General features: G+C 35.6%; 23 protein-coding genes. 5 read left to right on the top strand and 18 right to left on the bottom strand.

Annotated features, from left to right (window positions below):
• Positions 1 to 15: 15 nt before the first annotated feature.
• Positions 16 to 441, top strand: a complete 426-nt coding sequence (locus H9655_RS06215) for a DUF2621 domain-containing protein (RefSeq protein ID WP_191812036.1) — start codon at positions 16 to 18, stop codon at positions 439 to 441.
• 75 nt (positions 442 to 516) lie between these two features.
• Here H9655_RS06215 and H9655_RS06220 read toward each other — a convergent pair whose 3' ends face one another.
• From H9655_RS06220 to H9655_RS06230, 3 genes are all read right to left on the bottom strand, one after another.
• A complete protein-coding gene (locus tag H9655_RS06220) occupies positions 517 to 1,011 on the bottom strand; it encodes a CcdC family protein (protein WP_191812038.1) in 495 nt (164 codons plus the stop codon).
• Between the two features lie 82 nt (positions 1,012 to 1,093).
• A complete protein-coding gene (locus tag H9655_RS06225; protein WP_191812040.1) occupies positions 1,094 to 1,453 on the bottom strand; it encodes a response regulator in 360 nt (119 codons plus the stop codon).
• A gap of 184 nt (positions 1,454 to 1,637) precedes the next feature.
• Positions 1,638 to 2,345 (bottom strand): cytochrome c biogenesis CcdA family protein, encoded by a 708-nt coding sequence (locus tag H9655_RS06230; protein ID WP_191812042.1) that lies wholly within the window; start codon positions 2,343 to 2,345, stop codon positions 1,638 to 1,640.
• A gap of 304 nt (positions 2,346 to 2,649) precedes the next feature.
• Here H9655_RS06230 and H9655_RS22375 point away from each other — a divergent pair, with 304 nt between their 5' ends.
• Positions 2,650 to 2,829: an aspartyl-phosphate phosphatase Spo0E family protein gene (locus tag H9655_RS22375; protein ID WP_318245450.1), complete on the top strand. Its 180-nt coding sequence runs from the start codon at positions 2,650 to 2,652 to the stop codon at positions 2,827 to 2,829.
• Between the two features lie 212 nt (positions 2,830 to 3,041).
• Here H9655_RS22375 and H9655_RS06240 read toward each other — a convergent pair whose 3' ends face one another.
• The 6 genes from H9655_RS06240 to yneA form a co-directional block, all read right to left on the bottom strand.
• A complete protein-coding gene (locus H9655_RS06240; protein ID WP_095369430.1) occupies positions 3,042 to 3,260 on the bottom strand; it encodes a YneF family protein in 219 nt (72 codons plus the stop codon).
• 84 nt (positions 3,261 to 3,344) lie between these two features.
• The gene (sirA, locus tag H9655_RS06245; protein WP_191812046.1) at positions 3,345 to 3,779 is read right to left on the bottom strand and encodes a sporulation inhibitor of replication protein SirA; all 435 of its coding nucleotides are present in this window, start codon (positions 3,777 to 3,779) and stop codon (positions 3,345 to 3,347) included.
• A gap of 135 nt (positions 3,780 to 3,914) precedes the next feature.
• Positions 3,915 to 5,912, bottom strand: a complete 1,998-nt coding sequence (gene tkt, locus H9655_RS06250; protein WP_191812048.1) for a transketolase — start codon at positions 5,910 to 5,912, stop codon at positions 3,915 to 3,917.
• A gap of 161 nt (positions 5,913 to 6,073) precedes the next feature.
• On the bottom strand, positions 6,074 to 6,304 hold the full coding sequence (locus H9655_RS06255; protein WP_191812050.1) for a DUF896 domain-containing protein: 231 nt from the start codon (positions 6,302 to 6,304) through the stop codon (positions 6,074 to 6,076).
• Between the two features lie 472 nt (positions 6,305 to 6,776).
• Positions 6,777 to 7,442, bottom strand: coding sequence for a YneB family resolvase-like protein (locus H9655_RS06260; protein WP_191812052.1), 666 nt, complete (start codon positions 7,440 to 7,442; stop codon positions 6,777 to 6,779).
• 14 nt (positions 7,443 to 7,456) lie between these two features.
• A complete protein-coding gene (gene yneA / locus H9655_RS06265) occupies positions 7,457 to 7,789 on the bottom strand; it encodes a cell division suppressor protein YneA (RefSeq protein WP_191812054.1) in 333 nt (110 codons plus the stop codon).
• A gap of 131 nt (positions 7,790 to 7,920) precedes the next feature.
• Here yneA and lexA point away from each other — a divergent pair, with 131 nt between their 5' ends.
• Complete coding sequence (gene lexA / locus H9655_RS06270) at positions 7,921 to 8,568, top strand: transcriptional repressor LexA (RefSeq protein ID WP_191812056.1); 648 nt, start codon at positions 7,921 to 7,923, stop codon at positions 8,566 to 8,568.
• A 195-nt stretch (positions 8,569 to 8,763) separates the two neighbouring features.
• Complete coding sequence (locus H9655_RS06275; protein ID WP_191812058.1) at positions 8,764 to 9,048, top strand: DUF4257 domain-containing protein; 285 nt, start codon at positions 8,764 to 8,766, stop codon at positions 9,046 to 9,048.
• A 685-nt stretch (positions 9,049 to 9,733) separates the two neighbouring features.
• Here H9655_RS06275 and H9655_RS06280 read toward each other — a convergent pair.
• The 7 genes from H9655_RS06280 to hflX all read right to left on the bottom strand — a co-directional run bounded on the left by H9655_RS06280 (position 9,734) and on the right by hflX (position 16,158).
• Positions 9,734 to 10,066 carry a hypothetical protein gene (locus H9655_RS06280; RefSeq protein WP_191812060.1) on the bottom strand — a complete coding sequence of 111 codons (333 nt, stop codon included), beginning with the start codon at positions 10,064 to 10,066 and terminating at the stop codon, positions 9,734 to 9,736.
• A gap of 275 nt (positions 10,067 to 10,341) precedes the next feature.
• Positions 10,342 to 10,680 carry a hypothetical protein gene (locus tag H9655_RS06285; protein ID WP_191812062.1) on the bottom strand — a complete coding sequence of 113 codons (339 nt, stop codon included), beginning with the start codon at positions 10,678 to 10,680 and terminating at the stop codon, positions 10,342 to 10,344.
• 281 nt (positions 10,681 to 10,961) lie between these two features.
• The gene (locus tag H9655_RS06290) at positions 10,962 to 11,261 is read right to left on the bottom strand and encodes a hypothetical protein (protein WP_191812064.1); all 300 of its coding nucleotides are present in this window, start codon (positions 11,259 to 11,261) and stop codon (positions 10,962 to 10,964) included.
• A 380-nt stretch (positions 11,262 to 11,641) separates the two neighbouring features.
• The gene (gene glnA, locus H9655_RS06295; protein ID WP_191812066.1) at positions 11,642 to 12,976 is read right to left on the bottom strand and encodes a type I glutamate--ammonia ligase; all 1,335 of its coding nucleotides are present in this window, start codon (positions 12,974 to 12,976) and stop codon (positions 11,642 to 11,644) included.
• A gap of 41 nt (positions 12,977 to 13,017) precedes the next feature.
• Positions 13,018 to 13,428, bottom strand: coding sequence for a MerR family transcriptional regulator (locus H9655_RS06300; protein WP_095369443.1), 411 nt, complete (start codon positions 13,426 to 13,428; stop codon positions 13,018 to 13,020).
• 180 nt (positions 13,429 to 13,608) lie between these two features.
• Positions 13,609 to 14,883 carry a methionine gamma-lyase family protein gene (locus tag H9655_RS06305; RefSeq protein ID WP_191812068.1) on the bottom strand — a complete coding sequence of 425 codons (1,275 nt, stop codon included), beginning with the start codon at positions 14,881 to 14,883 and terminating at the stop codon, positions 13,609 to 13,611.
• Between the two features lie 18 nt (positions 14,884 to 14,901).
• Positions 14,902 to 16,158, bottom strand: a complete 1,257-nt coding sequence (gene hflX / locus H9655_RS06310) for a GTPase HflX (protein WP_191812070.1) — start codon at positions 16,156 to 16,158, stop codon at positions 14,902 to 14,904.
• A gap of 257 nt (positions 16,159 to 16,415) precedes the next feature.
• Here hflX and H9655_RS06315 point away from each other — a divergent pair, with 257 nt between their 5' ends.
• Positions 16,416 to 17,000 (top strand): trimeric intracellular cation channel family protein, encoded by a 585-nt coding sequence (locus H9655_RS06315; RefSeq protein WP_191812674.1) that lies wholly within the window; start codon positions 16,416 to 16,418, stop codon positions 16,998 to 17,000.
• 124 nt (positions 17,001 to 17,124) lie between these two features.
• Here H9655_RS06315 and spoVK read toward each other — a convergent pair whose 3' ends face one another.
• Both spoVK and hfq read right to left on the bottom strand, forming a co-directional pair.
• Complete coding sequence (gene spoVK, locus H9655_RS06320) at positions 17,125 to 18,075, bottom strand: stage V sporulation protein K (RefSeq protein ID WP_095369446.1); 951 nt, start codon at positions 18,073 to 18,075, stop codon at positions 17,125 to 17,127.
• Between the two features lie 282 nt (positions 18,076 to 18,357).
• The gene (gene hfq, locus H9655_RS06325; protein WP_095369447.1) at positions 18,358 to 18,588 is read right to left on the bottom strand and encodes an RNA chaperone Hfq; all 231 of its coding nucleotides are present in this window, start codon (positions 18,586 to 18,588) and stop codon (positions 18,358 to 18,360) included.
• Positions 18,589 to 18,615 lie beyond the last annotated feature (27 nt).

The following is an 18,615-nucleotide window of genomic DNA, read 5'->3' on the forward strand; positions in this document are numbered from 1 at the left end:
AAGGGTGAAAAGAACATGCTCGATGGTTGGTTTATGTGGTTTATACTTTTTTGGGTTGTAACATTAGTAATCCTTATGTCCATTGGCGGGTTTTTTATGTTCCGAAAGTTTTTAAAACGGTTGCCAAAAGCGGACGGTAAATCTGATATGGACTGGGAAGAATATTATGTAAGACAAACACAGCATTTATGGGGACAGCAAGAAAAAGAGTTATTAAATGATCTCGTTAGCCCAGTACCAGAACTCTTTCGTGATGTCGCGCGGCAAAAAATAGCCGGAAAAATTGGTGAATTAGCTGTAAAAGAAAAAGCAACAAAGATAACAGAAGAAATTCTCATCCGCGGCTACATAATTGCTACACCAAAAAAAGATCATAAATTTCTAAGAAAAAAACTGGCACAAAAAGAAATCAACATGACACCATATGAACATCTTTTTTAAACGAATCAAAAAAGGATCCATAACAAAGAAGCACCTTTAAGAGTTAGTACACTCTTAAAGGTGCTTCTTTCATTATTAAGTAGTTGGTCTCGATTCTACTTGTTTGACATGTACCGCTTTGTCCATTTTGCGAAATTGAAAGAACATCGCCACACGCCATGGAACAATCATTGCAAATGCTAATAAATAAAACATTCCTGCAAGCGCACCAACATCAATAGTCGAACTTAGCATCAATTTGGCAACAAGGCGAATAATAAGCAAGCTTATTAAGATAAATATAAACGCTTTCGATTTCTTTAAATAGATTTCGGATCCCTTGGTTTCAAATTTAGTCGTTTTGATTAAAATCAAGGAAAACAATGCCCCTACTATAACAGCTTCCAATAATTCTATTGACGTAACGCGAAAATAGGGAAAAATAAACATTAATGCCCCCGTACTCATAAATACGGGAGGTAAGATTATCTTCTTAATCGTGACTGGATGATTAGCCGCCTTCATTCGAATGAACATAGCTAATACTGCCATAGAAACAGCTCCAATTGATGTCAACAACACCATGTCCATAAAAAACATCCTTTTACAATAAGATCAATGACACTTATTATTATAGCTAATTACTATTCAATAGTAAATTATATGTATGATTTTAAGATAACACTCGCGATACAGCATCTATCACTCTAACTTCATCAAATGGTTTGATAATAAAGTCTTTTGCTCCCGCTTCGATCGCTTCTACTACCATTTTTTGTTGCCCCATGGCTGAACACATGACAATTCTAGCTGTTGGGTATTCAGCTTTAATTTTTCTCATTGCTTCTAACCCGCTCATCTCTGGCATCGTAATATCCATAGTCACAAGATCTGGCGTTAATTCTTCATATAAGGCAATGGCTTGTTTACCATTCTCTGCTTCGCCAACAATATCATGATTCGCTTTTTTTAATATATTCTTTAAAGTCAACCTCATAAATTTCGCATCATCTACTACTAATATCTTTGCCACCTATTATTCCTCCTCCAAACACCATGCGCTACAACATCTTATATAATGAACTACTTTGATTTCAAAGTAATATCACTCATTACAATATATCTAATTTTTCTAATAATTTCAATTTAAACCCAACGACAATTTTCGCACGTATCAAAAAGCGAGTTTTCCTCGCTTTTTGATGCAATGATCGCTATTAAAAACCCGTAAAGCCACCTGTCAACATAGTGAGAAGGGAGATAATATCAGTCATCCAATCAAAGAACAAGACGACGCCCATTACAATCATCAATATCCCACCAATTCTCATAATCGTTACATTGTGTTTTTTAATCCATTTCATTCTACCGATAAAGAAAGACAATATCAAAAATGGGACAGCAAAACCAATAATATAGGCAATCATATAAAATAAACCTGATCCAGGGTTTGTCGCTGAAAGTAAAATAACTGATGCTAAAATAGGCCCAGAGCAAGGAGTCCAACCAGCAGCAAAGGCTAGACCTATTAGAACTGAACCGAAATAACCAGTCGGGCGATTTTTAAAATCAAATCTCCTTTCTTTCATTAAGAATGCTGGTTTAAGCAAACCTAAGATCACAAGCCCAAATAAAACAATAAAAATTGCGCCAATTTGACGAATGAGATCAGCATATTCATAAAAAAAGCTACCTATATAAGAAGAACCAAAACCGATGGCAATAAAAACAATTGAAAATCCTAATAAAAAGCATAGCGTATGTATCAAACTACGTTTTTGTAGCAGTGCATTCTCCGTTTTTAACTCGCCTACGCTCATTCCAGTGATATACGATAAAAATGCCGGATATAATGGTAAACAGCATGGCGAGATGAAACTCAAAAAACCTGCACCAAGAGCAATTATAAAATTCACATCAGTCATATCAACACCTCCATACCTTCCCCTTTTTCCTTCCCCATTCTATCAAAACATTATGTGAAAAGAAATTAATCTTTTTGAATAATTTGTGTCTAACATAGAATACACAGGTTAAACACAAGCTTTATGTCGTCAATGTATCAAATCAGTTGAATAAATAGTTTTTTTGTATCATGAATGTAAAGAGTTTTACATAAGTTTCTTTTGAATTAATTACCATTATTCGCTATAATTAATAAAAGAATATTTGGGACAAAATAGAAACTACTTCATGGTTAGAACAAAATCGCAGAGGAGTTTTAGGTGCGTGAACAAACAAGAATTACTATTATTAATTGAACAAAAAAGACGGGAACTGATTCAAACCGCTATGAGAAACGGCCTCAACTCTGCTTCTGCCATCAAATATAGTCAGGAGTTAGATTCTCTATTAAATGAATATAATCGTCTTTACGAGAGTAGACTTACATTAAATAGACAAGCATAAAAGGCTAACACTTGAATTTCATTTTAAAAAATATTAACAAGTGATTTGATATCATAGAATTCGACAATATGATCCTAATGAAAGAAATAGACCAAAGCTAAAATTAGCTTTGGTCTATTCTTTGTTGCAATGAAGAACCGAAAAATAAAGTTGATCTGTTTCTATCTATATGCAATTGAACCTAGAAACTTTATTTAACTGACGTTCTTAAGTTATTTTCCAGGTTGTTGCTTATTCATCGCATTCATCATTTGGTTAATTTTCTTCTGAGATGGCTTCATTCCCATTTGCATCATCATCATTTTAAGCATTTGTTCATTAATTGGTGGATTTTTCTTAAGGTAGCTCATCATATATTTACGAGCGATGAAAAATCCTAGTGCTACACCAGCAAGTAATGCTAATATACCAACTAGAATATATGTCCACATACTACTTCCTCCTTCATGTTGTCTATCATACAGTGTACTAGACCAAAGGTTATTATACAATATTTGCTGATGATTTTCTCTAATTTAGACAAACTTTCTTTCTTTTAATGGCTTTAACCAGCCAAATCGATTATGAAAAAGGTCAATAGCTAAATAGGAACTCTCTTCTTTTCGTAGAACTTCAAAGAACACCGTCTCTGCATCATAGTTTCCTGAAGCCTCTAAACTTAGAAAACGATCATGGATCATCAACTTTGCTTGACTATTTTTTTCTTTAATGTAAAACGCATTGCTCTTATAAGAAACTTTTTTCTCTGCATATAATTCTCTATACAAATCATTATTTACTTTATCTTTTGGAATATTCTTGGTGATAAAGGCAATTTGTTTTCCCAAAATAAATTGGATCGTGCCTGTCGCTTGTTCATATTCCTTGAACAGCTGATAAAACATTTGCTCTCTACCAAAATAATGAGACGCAAAAGGTTCATCTATTAAATATAGCTGATACGTTCTCATAGAATTACTCCTTTTTAGACAAGTCTTTCTCTTATTATAAAATTTTATTTCAGTATTTTCTGTCTCTTTTTGTTATAAATCTCTACTTTTTTTGTCGAAAAAAAACGAAGAGGGAAATTCCCTCTTCGCTCATGTTTATAAGCTCTTTACTTTGCTTACAATATTCTCTACAGTAAAACCGTACTCTTTTATTAGAATATCTCCTGGTGCTGAGGCACCGAATTGATCAATCCCTAAAACGTCGCCTTCTAGGCCCACATATTTATGCCAGCCGAATGATGCTGCCATTTCAATGGCTAAACGTTTGGTTACATTTTTAGGTAAGACAGATTCTTTATATTCATTTGATTGAGCATCAAATCTCTTCCAATCCGGCATACTGATTACCGCCACATCAAAGCCTTCTTCTTTTAACGCAGCTTTAGCCTTCACCGCTAATTCTACCTCTGACCCTGTCGCTAAAAGAAGCGCATCTGGTTGCTCTTTTTCTGCTTTCGCAATCACATAAGCACCTTTTTCTACTCCTTCAAGGGCTAACTCTGCTGAGTTTGGTAGTGTAGCAATATTTTGCCTAGTTAACACAAGTGCTGTTGGTTGATCTTTTGACTCAATCGCTAGCTTCCAGGCAGCTGAAGTCTCATTTCCATCAGCTGGGCGAATCACAGCTAAATTAGGCATGGCACGAAGCGCTGCTAATTGTTCAACCGGTTCATGCGTAGGCCCATCTTCACCTACAGCAATGCTGTCATGTGTAAAAACATAAGTAACTGGGAGCTTCATTAATGCTGCAAGTCGAATAGCTGGTCTTAAGTAGTCGGAGAATACAAAGAATGTCCCTCCAAAGACATTTAGACCACCGTGTAAAGCCATACCATTTAAAGCTGCACCCATGGCAAATTCTCGTACCCCAAACCAAATATTTTTACCAGCATAATTAGTTGCTGAGAAGTCTTCTGCATCTTTCATCATCGTCTTATTCGAGCCCGCTAAGTCAGCTGAACCACCAAAGAAAGATGGTAAGTTCTTCGCGATACCATTGAGAGCTTCCCCTGAAGATGCTCTAGTTGCTAAGCTTTTGCCTTCTTCATAAACAGGAAGATCTTTATCCCAACCATTTGGTAATTCACCTTTGATTGCACCTTCTAGCTGTTCTGCTAATTCCGGATGATCTTTTTTGTAAGCAGCAAAAAGATCTTTCCATTCACGATCTACTTTTTCACCGTTAATAGCTACATTTTGATTGAAGTGTGCATATACTTCTTCAGGCACATGAAAATCTTCTTCAAATGTCCACTCATAAGCATCTTTTGTTAATTTTAATTCAGCTGAACCTAGTGGTGATCCATGAGAAGCAGAGGAGCCTGCCTTATTCGGGGATCCATAACCAATTACCGTCTTAACTTCAATTAATGTCGGTTGTGTAGTATTTTGACGAGCGCTGTCAATTGCCTGGGCAATTTCATCGAGATTATTTCCATCTTCTACTCGGAGATAATGCCAGCCATAACTCTTAAAACGATCCGCTACACTTTCAGAAAATGATTGATCTAAATCTCCGTCTAATGAAATATCATTAGAATCATACATTACGATCAGCTTTCCTAATTGAAGGTGACCAGCAAGAGAAGCGGCTTCTGCTGACACTCCCTCCATTAAGTCTCCATCTCCGCATATACTATATGTATAGTGGTCTACTACATTGTAGCCATCTTTATTATATTCAGCTGATAGGTGGCTTTCTGCCATTGCCATCCCAACTGCCATGGCAATCCCTTGTCCTAATGGACCTGTTGTGGCATCTACACCTGGTGTATGGCCAAATTCAGGATGTCCTGGTGTTTTACTACCCCACTGGCGAAATTCCTTAATATCATCTAAAGAAAGATCATATCCCGATAAATGAAGGAGACTATACAATAGCATAGACCCATGACCTGCAGATAACACGAAGCGATCACGATTAAACCAATCAGGATTTTTGGGATTATGATTCATAAACTTTGTCCATAAAGTATACGCCATTGGCGCAGCTCCCATTGGCATTCCTGGATGACCAGAGTTTGCCTTCTCGACTGCATCGATTGACAATGTTCTTATGGCGCTAATTGATAAAGCATCTGTTTTGTTGAACATGAACGACATCCTTTCAATATATATCCTACAAATTAAATATAATAGACTTTCACCTTCAGTTACAACCAGAAAGGTAAAATATTATATAATTGTCATATAAAACAACAACAACAAAGGAAACTGCTCGTTACAGTTTCCTTTTAAAATTTATAAACACAATCTTAGTGAAGTGGTTTATTTTGTTCACGCTTTAACTTATCTGGTGTAACATCATTACCTTCAGGGTCAATAACAGTAACACCTTTTAATGTATTTAACATAGAAGCTCTAAACTTTTCTAAATATTCTTTTCTTAATTTAGATTGTTCCTTTGCCTCTAATTCTGATAAACCTTCCGTCTTTGCTTTCTTGGCAAGCGAATTAATTCTCGCTAATTTTTCTTTTGAAATCATTGTGTTACACTCCTTCCCATCCAAAAAGTCTTCAACCATATGGAGAAGATACTTAATAGCCATATTACTAAATATGAATGCATTTGACAAGAAAGCAGTTTACAATCATGTTTTTCACTATAATTTTCAGACGATAATACGTTGGTAAAGTATTGCTTTAAGATTTGGTAAAGCTATGTATCATTGTGCTCTTTTGAAAAATATGAATCTATTTAATGTAGGAAGCGTATGGAAGTAAGGGGAATGAGGAAATATACTTTCACTATCGTTTAATGTAAAAAAACATGGATTAATCTTAGGAACACAGATAACCATTCACAATTTACATTATTTCCCTCCAATGATGGTGCATGAACTCAACAATTGAAGGATCTTTCAGTATGCTTTTTTCTTGGGAGCAAAACAAGATATCTTTGTCTTTCAGTTTTAAAATACATTGCGCAATCAAATTAAGTGACATATTAGGTCTGTATCATGATGGTTCATGATCCACCAGCTCTATTTCATCTATATATTCATTATATCTACGGTTAACGGTCGCTTTAGATACTTTATAACCAAAGCCTCTTAACGTTGCAGCAATTTCTGCAAAAGTAAGGTTGTTTTTTCTCAATTTTACTATTTCTTCAATTGGTACTTCTATTCGTTCTCTGCCGTTTATATTACCTTGGTTTTTTAAATTTTTTTCAGGTCGAAAGCCTTTTTGAACAGCTTTTTGCATCCCTCTTTTAATTTTTACATTATGTAGTTTTCTTTGATATTCTTCAACCATGCTAACAATCTGTAATACCATAGAATCTGAATCTGAAAGTTGCAATTCCCCGTTATGGGCAATTGTAAAAATCTTCCCATTTTCTTTAAGTATACAATGTAAGATGGCGATTTTAGCATTGCCTCTTCCAATCCTGGTTTCATCTTGAATAAGAACAGCCTCCGCTTGTTTCTGTTTTAGTAACTCTAATAATTGCAGCACACCTATTCTTTCTAAATCATAGCCACTTGCTTTCTCACGTATCACTTCAACTACAGTCATATCCTTCATTCTCGCTAAATGTAAAAGTTCTTCTTCTTGTCTAGCAAGGGACGTTTCCTGTGTATCCTTCGTCGTGCTCACCCTGCAATATATAATTACATTCATTCTCATTCATTCCTTTAGTCTTCTAATATCACACTAGCTAAATTGGTTTCAGATATTATTTCACCATCTGTAATGGGAAGATATACCGTATCACCAGGATGTATTTCACCTAAATGTATATGATTAAATTCTTCTACCCAAGCAACAAAATCTTTAGAAGACATATTATGGGCATCTCTAAAATCCTCCGCAATTTTCCATAAAGAATCCCCTTGTTTTACTTCAACCTTTACATACTCCTCCTGATTTGCATTACCAGTGTTCAAAAATAATAGGAAAGCCATACCGAAACTAAAAGCGATAAGAATAATAGCATAACTATAAGAATTCCACAATTGTTTTATCATTAATTGTCACCCCTGAATAGAATATATGTTCGATTTGATAATTTTAGTATAATGCGAACACTTGTTTCTGTCAACAAGAAAATTCGAACTTATGTTTGTATCTGTTTTCTACTGGTGGTATAATAAGCTTAATGATATTGACGAAGGTGCGTGATAGCGTGAAATTATCTAAGAGGCAGCAAGATATATTGAATTTTATAAAGGATGAAGTAAAACAAAAAGGGTATCCACCGTCTGTTAGGGAAATAGGCGAAGCTGTTGGACTAGCTTCAAGTTCAACCGTACACGGTCATCTAGCCAGACTAGAGAGTAAAGGGCTTATTCGTCGAGATCCAACAAAACCCCGTGCCATTGAAGTATTAAATTTAGAAGAGAGCAATCCAATTCCTAAAGTGCAAACAGTGAACGTTCCTATTATCGGTAAGGTTACTGCTGGTCAACCTATTACTGCGATTGAGAATGTTGAGGAATATTTTCCTTTACCTGAAAGAATGGCTCCGAGTGACGAAAATATCTTCATGCTTGAAATTATGGGAGAAAGTATGATTGAAGCTGGCATATTAGATGGTGATTATGTCATAGTCAAGCAGCAACAAACAGCAAATAATGGAGAAATCGTCGTTGCTATGACGGAAGATGACGAGGCCACGGTTAAGCGATTCTTTAAAGAGAAGAACTTTATTCGCCTACAACCAGAAAACCCTACTATGGAGCCGATTATTTTGCATAATGTATCTATTTTAGGCAAAGTTATTGGTGTTTATCGCCAAATTCATTAAAAAAGAGTGTCATTTTTGACACTCCTTTTTAATCGTTGCAATTATCTTTATATGTTACGCATCCAATTATCAAATTTGAAAAATTCAGTAAAATAGAATCATTACATGGAGACAAAAATATATTATAATGAAATTTACACCAAGAATCAACCTAAGGTCGCAAAAAAATCTCGGCTTTAGGAGTGTGAAGGAAAAATGTTAATGAACATTCTCTTCGCTGCGTTGATTGGTGGAATTGTCGGTGTTGCAGGGCATTTGCAGAGGTTAGGCAAACTAGTCAAGCCACGGATGACGAAAAAATTCATTTATTTAGGGTTCTTAGAAGACATCTTACTAGGAGGACTGGCGGCCGTATTTGTCATTGTGACAACAACACCGGATTCCCCCACTGCTGTTTTCATCATCTCTCTCGTATCTGGTATGGGAGGAGAGGGTATCTTAAAATTATTAGATACCCTAAAAGTAAAAGATCACGAATAAATTTTATTCCGTTCTTATGAACGGTTTTTTGTTGTATATAAAAAGAACAAATAATATCTAGACAACCTCATTTTTCACCTACTATTATAAGAACTAAGCGCTAGAAATACCTGCTCAGACTGTTCAATTTCACATTTATGAAGGGATATAACACATCATCGTTTTACGATGAGTTGCTTCTTAAATTGTAGTATGTATGTCTTACACAGTTCTTAGAATCACTTGACTACCTTCTACATGATGTTTTATGGGGCGATAAAACATCATGTCTTTTCATGAAAAACTGATGGTTTAATGGAATAAATGTTCATTTGATCCAGTTGATGGGTAAATAGAACAATCTACTTCAAAATACATACACTTTATATTCAATTCATCATCTATTAGGAATTAATAGCTATCTTGATTTCACGAACCAAGTCATCCACAGGTTGAGGATCGCTTCAAGCAACTATTTCTCATTGATTTCGATTATCTAGCATCATTCTTATAGTTTTTCTTCCTATTAATTAATAGATAGGACTGTAGACAAACTCAATATAAGGAGTTTGTCTACAAGTGAAGCAACCGTTAAGATTGGTTTTTAAAGATGTTTTTTAGTATCCGCAATAGTTAGTTTCCCATAAATTAACTTCCGCTAAAACACTGTAAAAGCACTCTCAACTATCGGGTTTTCTTCAGTGCCTTATACCTCAACTGCAACAATATCATCACAACAGATCGTAGTGATTCTTACACGACCTTTCTTGTCACAACAATCATCGTGACGATGACATTCCGCTTTTGCTAAGAAGACTAAATTTCCACGAACATCGATAAACTCTCCGAACACATGGCCGCCACCTTTAAGAAAAACCTTCACATCTTCACCACGGGAAATGTTCTTAAAAAACTCATCGCAGCCACAATCGTTATTGTCGTCTTTGCTGTAATTACCACAACCATAATTATTGTTGTCATATCCGTATGAGTCTGAATATCTTGGGCTTCTACCAAAAAAACAATTATTATATCCCATACCTCTTCCTCCTTTCTATGATTATGTTAATACTATATGTGGATGGTCTTGCAGTTGTACGGGCTATACCACCCTGTTAAGAGACCATTTTATTTGCTCTATGTTTCTATCTTTTAATCTTTCTACCCTAACTAAATAAAGAAGCAGCCGTTATGGCTGCTTTGAGCTGGATCCTTTTTAGTATCTCTTAAATAGATAGCAAGTTGAATGATGATATGAAACTGTTATATCCTATTGCCTTAATTCCTCGATGATACAATAAAGAAGAAGCTTAATTATCGAGTTTCAACTGCAACGATATTATCACAACAGATTGTAGTGATTTTTACTCGACCTTTCTTGTCACAACAACAATCATCGTGATGATGACATTCTGCTTTTGCTAGGAAGACTAAATTTCCACGAACATCGATGAATTCTCCTGATACATGGTCGCCGCCTTTAAGAAAAACTCTCACATCCTCACCACGGGAAATGTTCTTAAAGAACTCATCACAGCCACAATCCTTATTGTCGTCTTTACTGTAATTGCCACAACCACAATTGTTGTTATTATATCCATATGAGTCTGAATATCTTGGGCTTCTACCAAAAAAACAATTATTATATCCCATATCTCTTCCTCCTTTCTATGATTATGTTAATACTATATGTGGAAAATGAAGAGTTGTACGGGCTATCTCACCCTGTTAAGAGACCATTTTATTTTCTCTTTGTATCTTCTTTTAGTTTTTCGAGTCTACTTCTATCTAATATAAAAAAGCAGCCGTTATGGCTGCTTTGAGCAGAGTCCTTTTAGTATTTATTAAATAGATACGAAGTGAAGAAGCAGTTATATCCCTTGCAATAACTTCCTCTAAGACACATAAAAAAGGACTCTTACTAAGGTGTTTCTTTAGACTTCAACTGCAACGATATCATCACAACAGATCGTAGTAATCCTTACACGATCTTTCTTGTCGCAACAATCTTTGTGGCGATCATCGTGACGATCATCGCGACGATGACAGTTAGCTTTTGCTAGGAAAACTAAATTTCCACGAACATCGATAAACTCTCCGAACACATGGCCGCCGCCTTTAAGGAATACTTTCACATCCTCACCACGGGAAATGTTTCTAAAGAATTCATCGCAGCCACAATCGTTATGATCATATCCATATGAATCTGAATAGTTTTGATTTTTATATCCCATATTCTCATCCTCCTTTCTATGATTATGTTAATACTATATGTGGAAGATGAAGAGTTGTACGGGCTATATCACCTTGTTAAAGGACCATTTTATGTTTTATATGACATCTTTTAGATTTTTTAAAATGCATGGAAAAGCGACGTTAAGGTCCATACTATAAAAGGAAGAAGGTTCAAAATGAATCTCTTAAGGCCTATCCTCACCACTTTACTTTCTTCTATTTTTAATACAAAAAGACCGCAGGTACCTCGATTACATCGAGTTTACCTACAGTCACATTTTTTTGGTCTTATTTTGGTCAACAGTAATTAGTTGGTCATGAATTTTATTTGAGCAAAACAAAACCCCCTCAAACCATAGTGGTAGAGGGGTTAATTTTATTAATACATTTGTAAATATTGCTCGCGTTCCCATGGGTGAACTTGCGTACGGAACATATCCCACTCAATTTCTTTTGCTTCGATAAAGTGTTCAAGAATATGTTCACCAAGCGCAGCAACCATTACTTCATCTTGTTTAAGAAGTTCTAGCGCGCTATAAAGTGTAGCTGGAAGATCTTTAATGCCTTCAGCTTCTCGCTCTTCTTTGCTCATCACATAGATATTACGATCTACTGGAGCTGGTGGTGTTAGGTTGTTTTTCACGCCATCTAACCCAGCTTTAAGAAGAACAGCCATTGCAAGATAAGGATTTGCAGCTGGATCCACACTACGTACTTCTACACGTGTACTGACACCACGTGATGCTGGGATACGAATAAGTGGTGAACGGTTTCTTGCAGACCAAGCAACATAACAAGGAGCTTCATATCCAGGCACTAAACGTTTGAAAGAGTTTACTGTTGGATTTGTTACAGCTGTGAAACTTGGTGCATGGTTAATGATACCTGCAATAAAATTACGTGCTGTATCACTAAGTTCTAAATCACCTTTTGTATCATAGAATGCATTTACACCATCTTTAAATAAAGAAACGTTACAGTGCATACCTGATCCGTTCACACCGAATAATGGTTTTGGCATAAATGTTGCGTGTAAACCGTGTTTACGTGCAATTGTTTTAACGACTAATTTAAATGTTTGGATGTTATCACACGCTGATAATGCATCAGCATATTTAAAATCGATTTCATGTTGCCCTGGAGCCACTTCATGGTGAGAAGCTTCAATTTCAAAGCCCATTTCTTCAAGCTCAAGAACGATATCACGACGGCAATTTTCACCTAAGTCTGTTGGAGCTAAATCAAAATAACCACCATTATCATTAAGTTCTAAAGTTGGTTCACCTTGTTGATCTAACTTAAATAAGAAGAATTCTGGTTCAGGTCCAAGATTGAAATCTGTAAAACCGAGGTCTTCCATTTCTTTAAGGATTCTTTTTAAGTTATTACGTGGGTCTCCCGCGAATGGCGTACCATCTGAATTATAAATATCGCAGATTAAACGTGCTACTTTTCCTTTTTCAGCTGTCCAAGGGAAGACTACCCAAGTGTCTAAGTCTGGGAATAAATACATATCTGATTCTTCAATACGAACGAAACCTTCAATTGAGGAACCATCGAACATCATTTTATTGTCCAAAGCTTTTTCAAGCTGACTAATTGGAATCTCTACGTTTTTAATTGTTCCTAAAATGTCAGTAAATTGTAATCTGATAAATTTTACATTTTCTTCTTTAGCAATACGTCTGATATCTTCTTTAGTGAATTTTGCCACCTTGTGTTTCCTCCTTTAAAGTCAAGAAAAGATTTTTTATTTTAATGGAAAAAGCGTGATAAATCACCTTGTCTTAAAGACGATCGAGTAAACCTACCTGCTTGCATAAATTCTTTACGCAAAAGCTTTCTCAATTCATCATCTGACAAATCATGTCTCACTTTTTCTTCTTGCTTCTTAAATGCTTGTTCATCCATCTCTTGTTGTTGTTTCACTGTGAATAATTGCTTTATTCCCGCCATATTGACACCTTGATCAATTAAATCTTTGATTTCTAGCAATTTATCAATATCATTCAATGAATACAGCCTTCTATTCGTATCCGTTCTAGCTGGAGTAATCAATTGGTGTTCTTCATAATAGCGAATCTGTCTTGCAGTAAGCTCAGTCAGCTGCATAACAATGCCAATTGGAAAGAGCGGCATGGAACGACGTATTTCACTTCCAGTCAACCATCTCTCCTCCTTCATTCTTTTACTTTTTATTTCTTTGTATCTTATATCCTATTATATGTCGTGTTAGATAATCTGTCAACAAAATGTTATGTTTTATCACATGTAAATGATGAAATTTTCAAACTTTTATCCTAGTATTGAAAAAAGGCAGCGTATATTCGCCTCCTTTCTCCACATTTATTGATTCTTTTGAATGAGTTTTTTCTCTAATAATTGGTCTAACGCCGTACAAATGGCGATTTTTACATGAGAATAGGTTAATCCGCCTTGAACATATGCTTCAAAAGGGTGGCGAATAGGTCCATCTGCTGTTAGCTCAATACTTGCCCCTTGGATAAAGGTACCCGCAGCCATAATAACATCATCCTCATATCCTGGCATATATGCTGGATATGCAGTTACGTGAGAGTTAATTGGGGAAGCATATTGAATCGCTTGACAAAAGGCAACCATCATCTTAGCATCACCAAATTGTACTGATTGAATTAAATCTGTTCTCTCTGCATCCCATCTTGGATTTGTTTTCATCCCAAAGTATTCAAGGATTGCTGCTGTAAAAACCGCTCCCTTCAAAGCTTGTCCCACTACATGGGGAGCTAAGAAAAAGCCTTGATACATCTCCTGCAAACTATAAAGGGATGCACCAGCTTCGGCTCCTATTCCAGGGGAAGTTAATCGATAAGAACACGCTTCAATAAGGGCTTTTTTCCCAACAATGTAACCACCAGTTTTCGCTAATCCACCGCCAGGGTTCTTAATAAGTGAACCGGCCATTAAATCGGCACCAATATGACATGGTTCCATCTCTTCAACAAATTCACCGTAACAATTATCTACGAAGACAACGACTTCAGGGTCAATTGACTTAACAAAATCAATCATTTCTTTTATTTCATTTATTGTAAATGATGGTCTTTCCGCATAACCTCTTGAACGTTGTATACCAATCATCCTTGTATTAGATGTCATTCTTTCTTTGATTACTTCATAATCAACCCTACCATTCGCTTGCAATTCAACCGCATCATAACCAATACGAAATTCTCTTAGAGACCCTACCCCTTTACCTCTAATACCGACGATTTCTTCTAACGTATCATAAGGTTTACCTGTAATATATAAAAGGTCATCTCCCGGTCGTAAAATACCAAATAATGCAGTCGATATAGCATGGGTACCAGATATGATTTGTGGTCTAACCAATGCTGCTTCGCCACCAAAGACATCTGCATAGATTAATTCTAAAGTATCTCTACCCGCATCGTCATAGCCGTATCCTGTTGACGGTATAAAGTGGCTATCGCTTACACGATGTTTTTGAAAACTTTGCAGTACGCGAAATTGATTATCATCTATTCTTTGCTCTATTTTATGTGTCACAGCAGAAATTTTCTTTTCTACTTCTTGAACAATCTCAAAAAGGGATTCTCCATTTACTAAGCTTTGGAACATGTTCTACACCTTTACTTTCTATACTCTATAATAATTTAGCATTTGTGTGATTGGATGATCTTTGAAGTAAAAACCTTTAGCTAAATATATTTGTTCTTCTTCGATAAATTCACTACTCCGCACAATAGTCACCGTATTTAGGAGCGATAATAACTTTCCTTCTGAAGCAGGGATTGCAGCAGTATATGAATCCATTAATTGAGTGATTGCTCGTTCAATTGCCTCTTTTAGCAGCTGGCGATCACGATCATTTAAGGCACTTATTTGTAACGTGTCCTTACCCTTTGTTGGGATGAATCTTTCATGTGCTTCATCCTTTTTATTATATACGATTAATTGTGGTATCTCTTCTTGCTCTAAATCATCAATTAATTGCTTTACAGTTTGTTCATGTTGGATGTAGTCAGGATTAGACATATCGACTACATGTAAAATAAGATCCGCTTCGTTTACTTCTTCTAAAGTAGATCTAAAGGCTGCAATTAACGTAGTCGGTAAGTCTTGTATAAATCCAACTGTATCCGTTAAAAGAGCTGTATATCCACTTGGTAAAGACATTTTTCTTGTCATTGGATCCAGTGTGGCAAATAATTGATTTTCTTCATAGGAATCCGCTTCTGTTAGGCGATTAAACAGTGTAGATTTACCCGCATTCGTATAACCTACTAAGGCAATTTGCAGTGCTTGATTCTTCTTTCTTCTTTCACGGTAACGCTTCCTATGATGAACAACTGCTTTCAATTGCTTATCAATATCATCTATTTTCTTTCGTATATGACGTCGGTCTGATTCGAGCTTTGTCTCACCGGGACCTCTTGTTCCAATTCCCCCGCCTAGTCGTGAAAGTGCTGTTCCTTGTCCCAATAATCTCGGTAGTAAATATTTTAATTGAGCTAATTCAACTTGAAGTTTCCCCTCTTTTGAACGAGCCCTGCCTGCAAAAATATCAAGAATCAACTGCGTGCGATCAATAATTCTTGCCGAAATGAATTCGGATAGGTTACGAACTTGGCTAGGAGATAGTTCATCATTAAAAATGATCACATCAGCTTCTGTCTCTTCTTGTAGACGTGAAATTTCTTCAACTTTCCCTTTTCCTATATATGTAGATGGATGAATTCTTTCTCTTTTTTGTATAACACTTGTAACAACTTCACCATTTGCCGTTTTTGTTAGTGACATAAGCTCATCCATTGAATAACTATATTGCAAATCGTCTTCAGTCGTTTGACAGCCGACAAGTATCGCTTTTTCTTTAAAAGACTGTTGTTCCATTAAAGCCCTACTTTCTTTTTAACATATTATTATCATATCAAATTCTTTTGTAATACACTAATTATTCTTTACGTTAAAGGGAGAAAATTTCCTTTTATCCACAATGTCTTGCAGTTTTATCTATCATTATCATTTGCCAAAAAAATTATTAATTAAAAATCATTGATTTCATGCTATTTCATGTTAAAATCTATATGTTTGTGCAGGATTTTAAGAACGTGTGGTGATATGTGGTGTTAACTTGGGATTTTTTAAGTATGATTGGTACAATTGCTTTTGCCATTAGCGGTGCAATCGTAGCTATGGAAGAAGATTATGATATATTAGGCATTTATATTTTAGGCATCGTCACTGCCTTTGGCGGAGGAGCCATCCGTAATTTATTGATTGGGGTACCCGTTTCAACATTGTGGGAACAGGGAACTTTTTTTCAAATCGCCTTATTATCTATTACATTGATTATCATTTTTCCCCATCATTTATTAAAGCATTGGCATAAATGGGGAAACTTCACTGATGCCATTGGTTTATCAGCATTTGCTATACAAGGTGCACTTTATGCTGCTGATATGAATCATCCATTAAGCGCAATTATCGTTGCCGCAGTATTAACAGGTAGTGGTGGAGGAATGATTCGTGATTTATTAGCACAAAGAAAACCTTTAGTATTACGATCAGAAATCTATGCTGTTTGGGCGATTATTACAGGGTTATTAATCGGATTAAATATTTTTACATCATCAGTAGAGCTCATTATATTATTCATAACAATTACCGCCCTTAGAGTATTATCTTACACTTATAAATGGAAACTCCCTACAAAACAATATAAGTTAAATTAGTCATAAAAAACAGAGCCAGCTCAAAGCCCACTATATAAAGTAGGAGAGCGGCTCTGTTTTTTCAATTAGCATTCCTATTAATAACAAAAAACAAACTCCTAAATTAAGCGGAGCTAGGACTCATTCAATCGTCTTCTTCAAAAACTAAATCGTTACTTCTAATTGTCATTAATTCATGGCGGTCATAATGACTTTGCATTAAAAGCCTCATGGATTGTGCACGTATTGCCTTTTCAATAATATTCCTTATATATCTTCCATTAGAAAATGTTTGAGGATTTAATACTGTTTTAACCCAAAGTAAGTGATCTTTTAATTTCCTTTCACTTTCTCTGCTAAGTACGTACTCTTTTTGTTTCAGCATTCTTTGCCCGATTTCCATTAGTTGTTCAATTGAATAATCCGGAAAATCTATGACAAGCGGAAATCTAGAATGTAAACCTGGATTTAATGATAAAAAATAGTCCATTTCCTTTGAATATCCCGCTAAAATGAGTATAAAATCATGCTGTTTATCTTCCATATGTTTCACTAATGTATCGATCGCCTCTTTACCAAAATCTTTTTCCCCTCCTCTACCGAGGGAATAAGCTTCATCAATAAAAAGGATGCCTCCGATCGCTTTTTTAATTAAGTCTCTCGTTTTTTGAGCCGTATGGCCAATATATTCTCCTACTAAGTCAGCCCTTTCAGCTTCGATCAAATGCCCCTTTGTCAAAACATCCATTTTTTGAAATAGCTTACTTATTAACCTAGCTACCGTTGTTTTCCCTGTTCCAGGATTTCCTTTGAACATCATATGAAGGGACTGCTTTCCCGCTTTCAGTCCTGCTTCTTCTCGCTTCTTGTTCACGTAAATCCAGGCGTAAATTTCTTTAATCATTCTTTTCATTTCTTCCATGCCTACTAAGGCAGCTAATTCTTCTTCAATTTCTCTAAGAGCAAGATGCTCTGATTGTAAGGTTTTTTGTACCACATTCGGTTCGGGTATTTCTTTTGTTAAGGCTTTTCTTTTTTGAGAATTTAGTACAATACTGATTTGTCCATTATTTTTCAAACGAATCGGCTGATCCAATAGCTTTCACCTCACATTCTCTTGCACCAGTATACGCTAAGATTGCCTTAATTGTGACAAAAGCCTAGACGTTATCTCAAGTAGTTATTTAGCCTATTCTATTATTAGAAGTAAGAGTCTTCTTGTTCATATATATTCAATTTGGAGAAAATCATTAAAGTTTTTTTAGTCAAAACAAAATTGTTAATCACTTCAAATGATATATACCATCATTATCCCCAAAAGGATTGTCAAACCATAAGAAAAAGCCCGCATGATTTGCGGACTCGGTGAAGCAACTTATTATTTTTGTTCCATATCTAACGACACATTTCGTTGAGGAGCAAATGTTGAAATCGCGTGCTTATAAACAAGTTGTTGTTTTCCTTCTGATTCAAATAGGACAGTAAAATTATCAAACCCCTTTACTTGACCCCTAATTTGGAAACCGTTTAACAAGAAAACTGTCACATTGGCGTTATCTTTACGCAATTGATTTAGAAATTGATCTTGGATATTGATTGATGTTTTCATTACAAATCCTCCTCTTTTATCTCTATT

Origin of the sequence: Cytobacillus stercorigallinarum, assembly GCF_014836495.1 — a bacterium.
Taxonomy (GTDB): domain Bacteria; phylum Bacillota; class Bacilli; order Bacillales; family Cytobacillaceae; genus Cytobacillus; species Cytobacillus stercorigallinarum.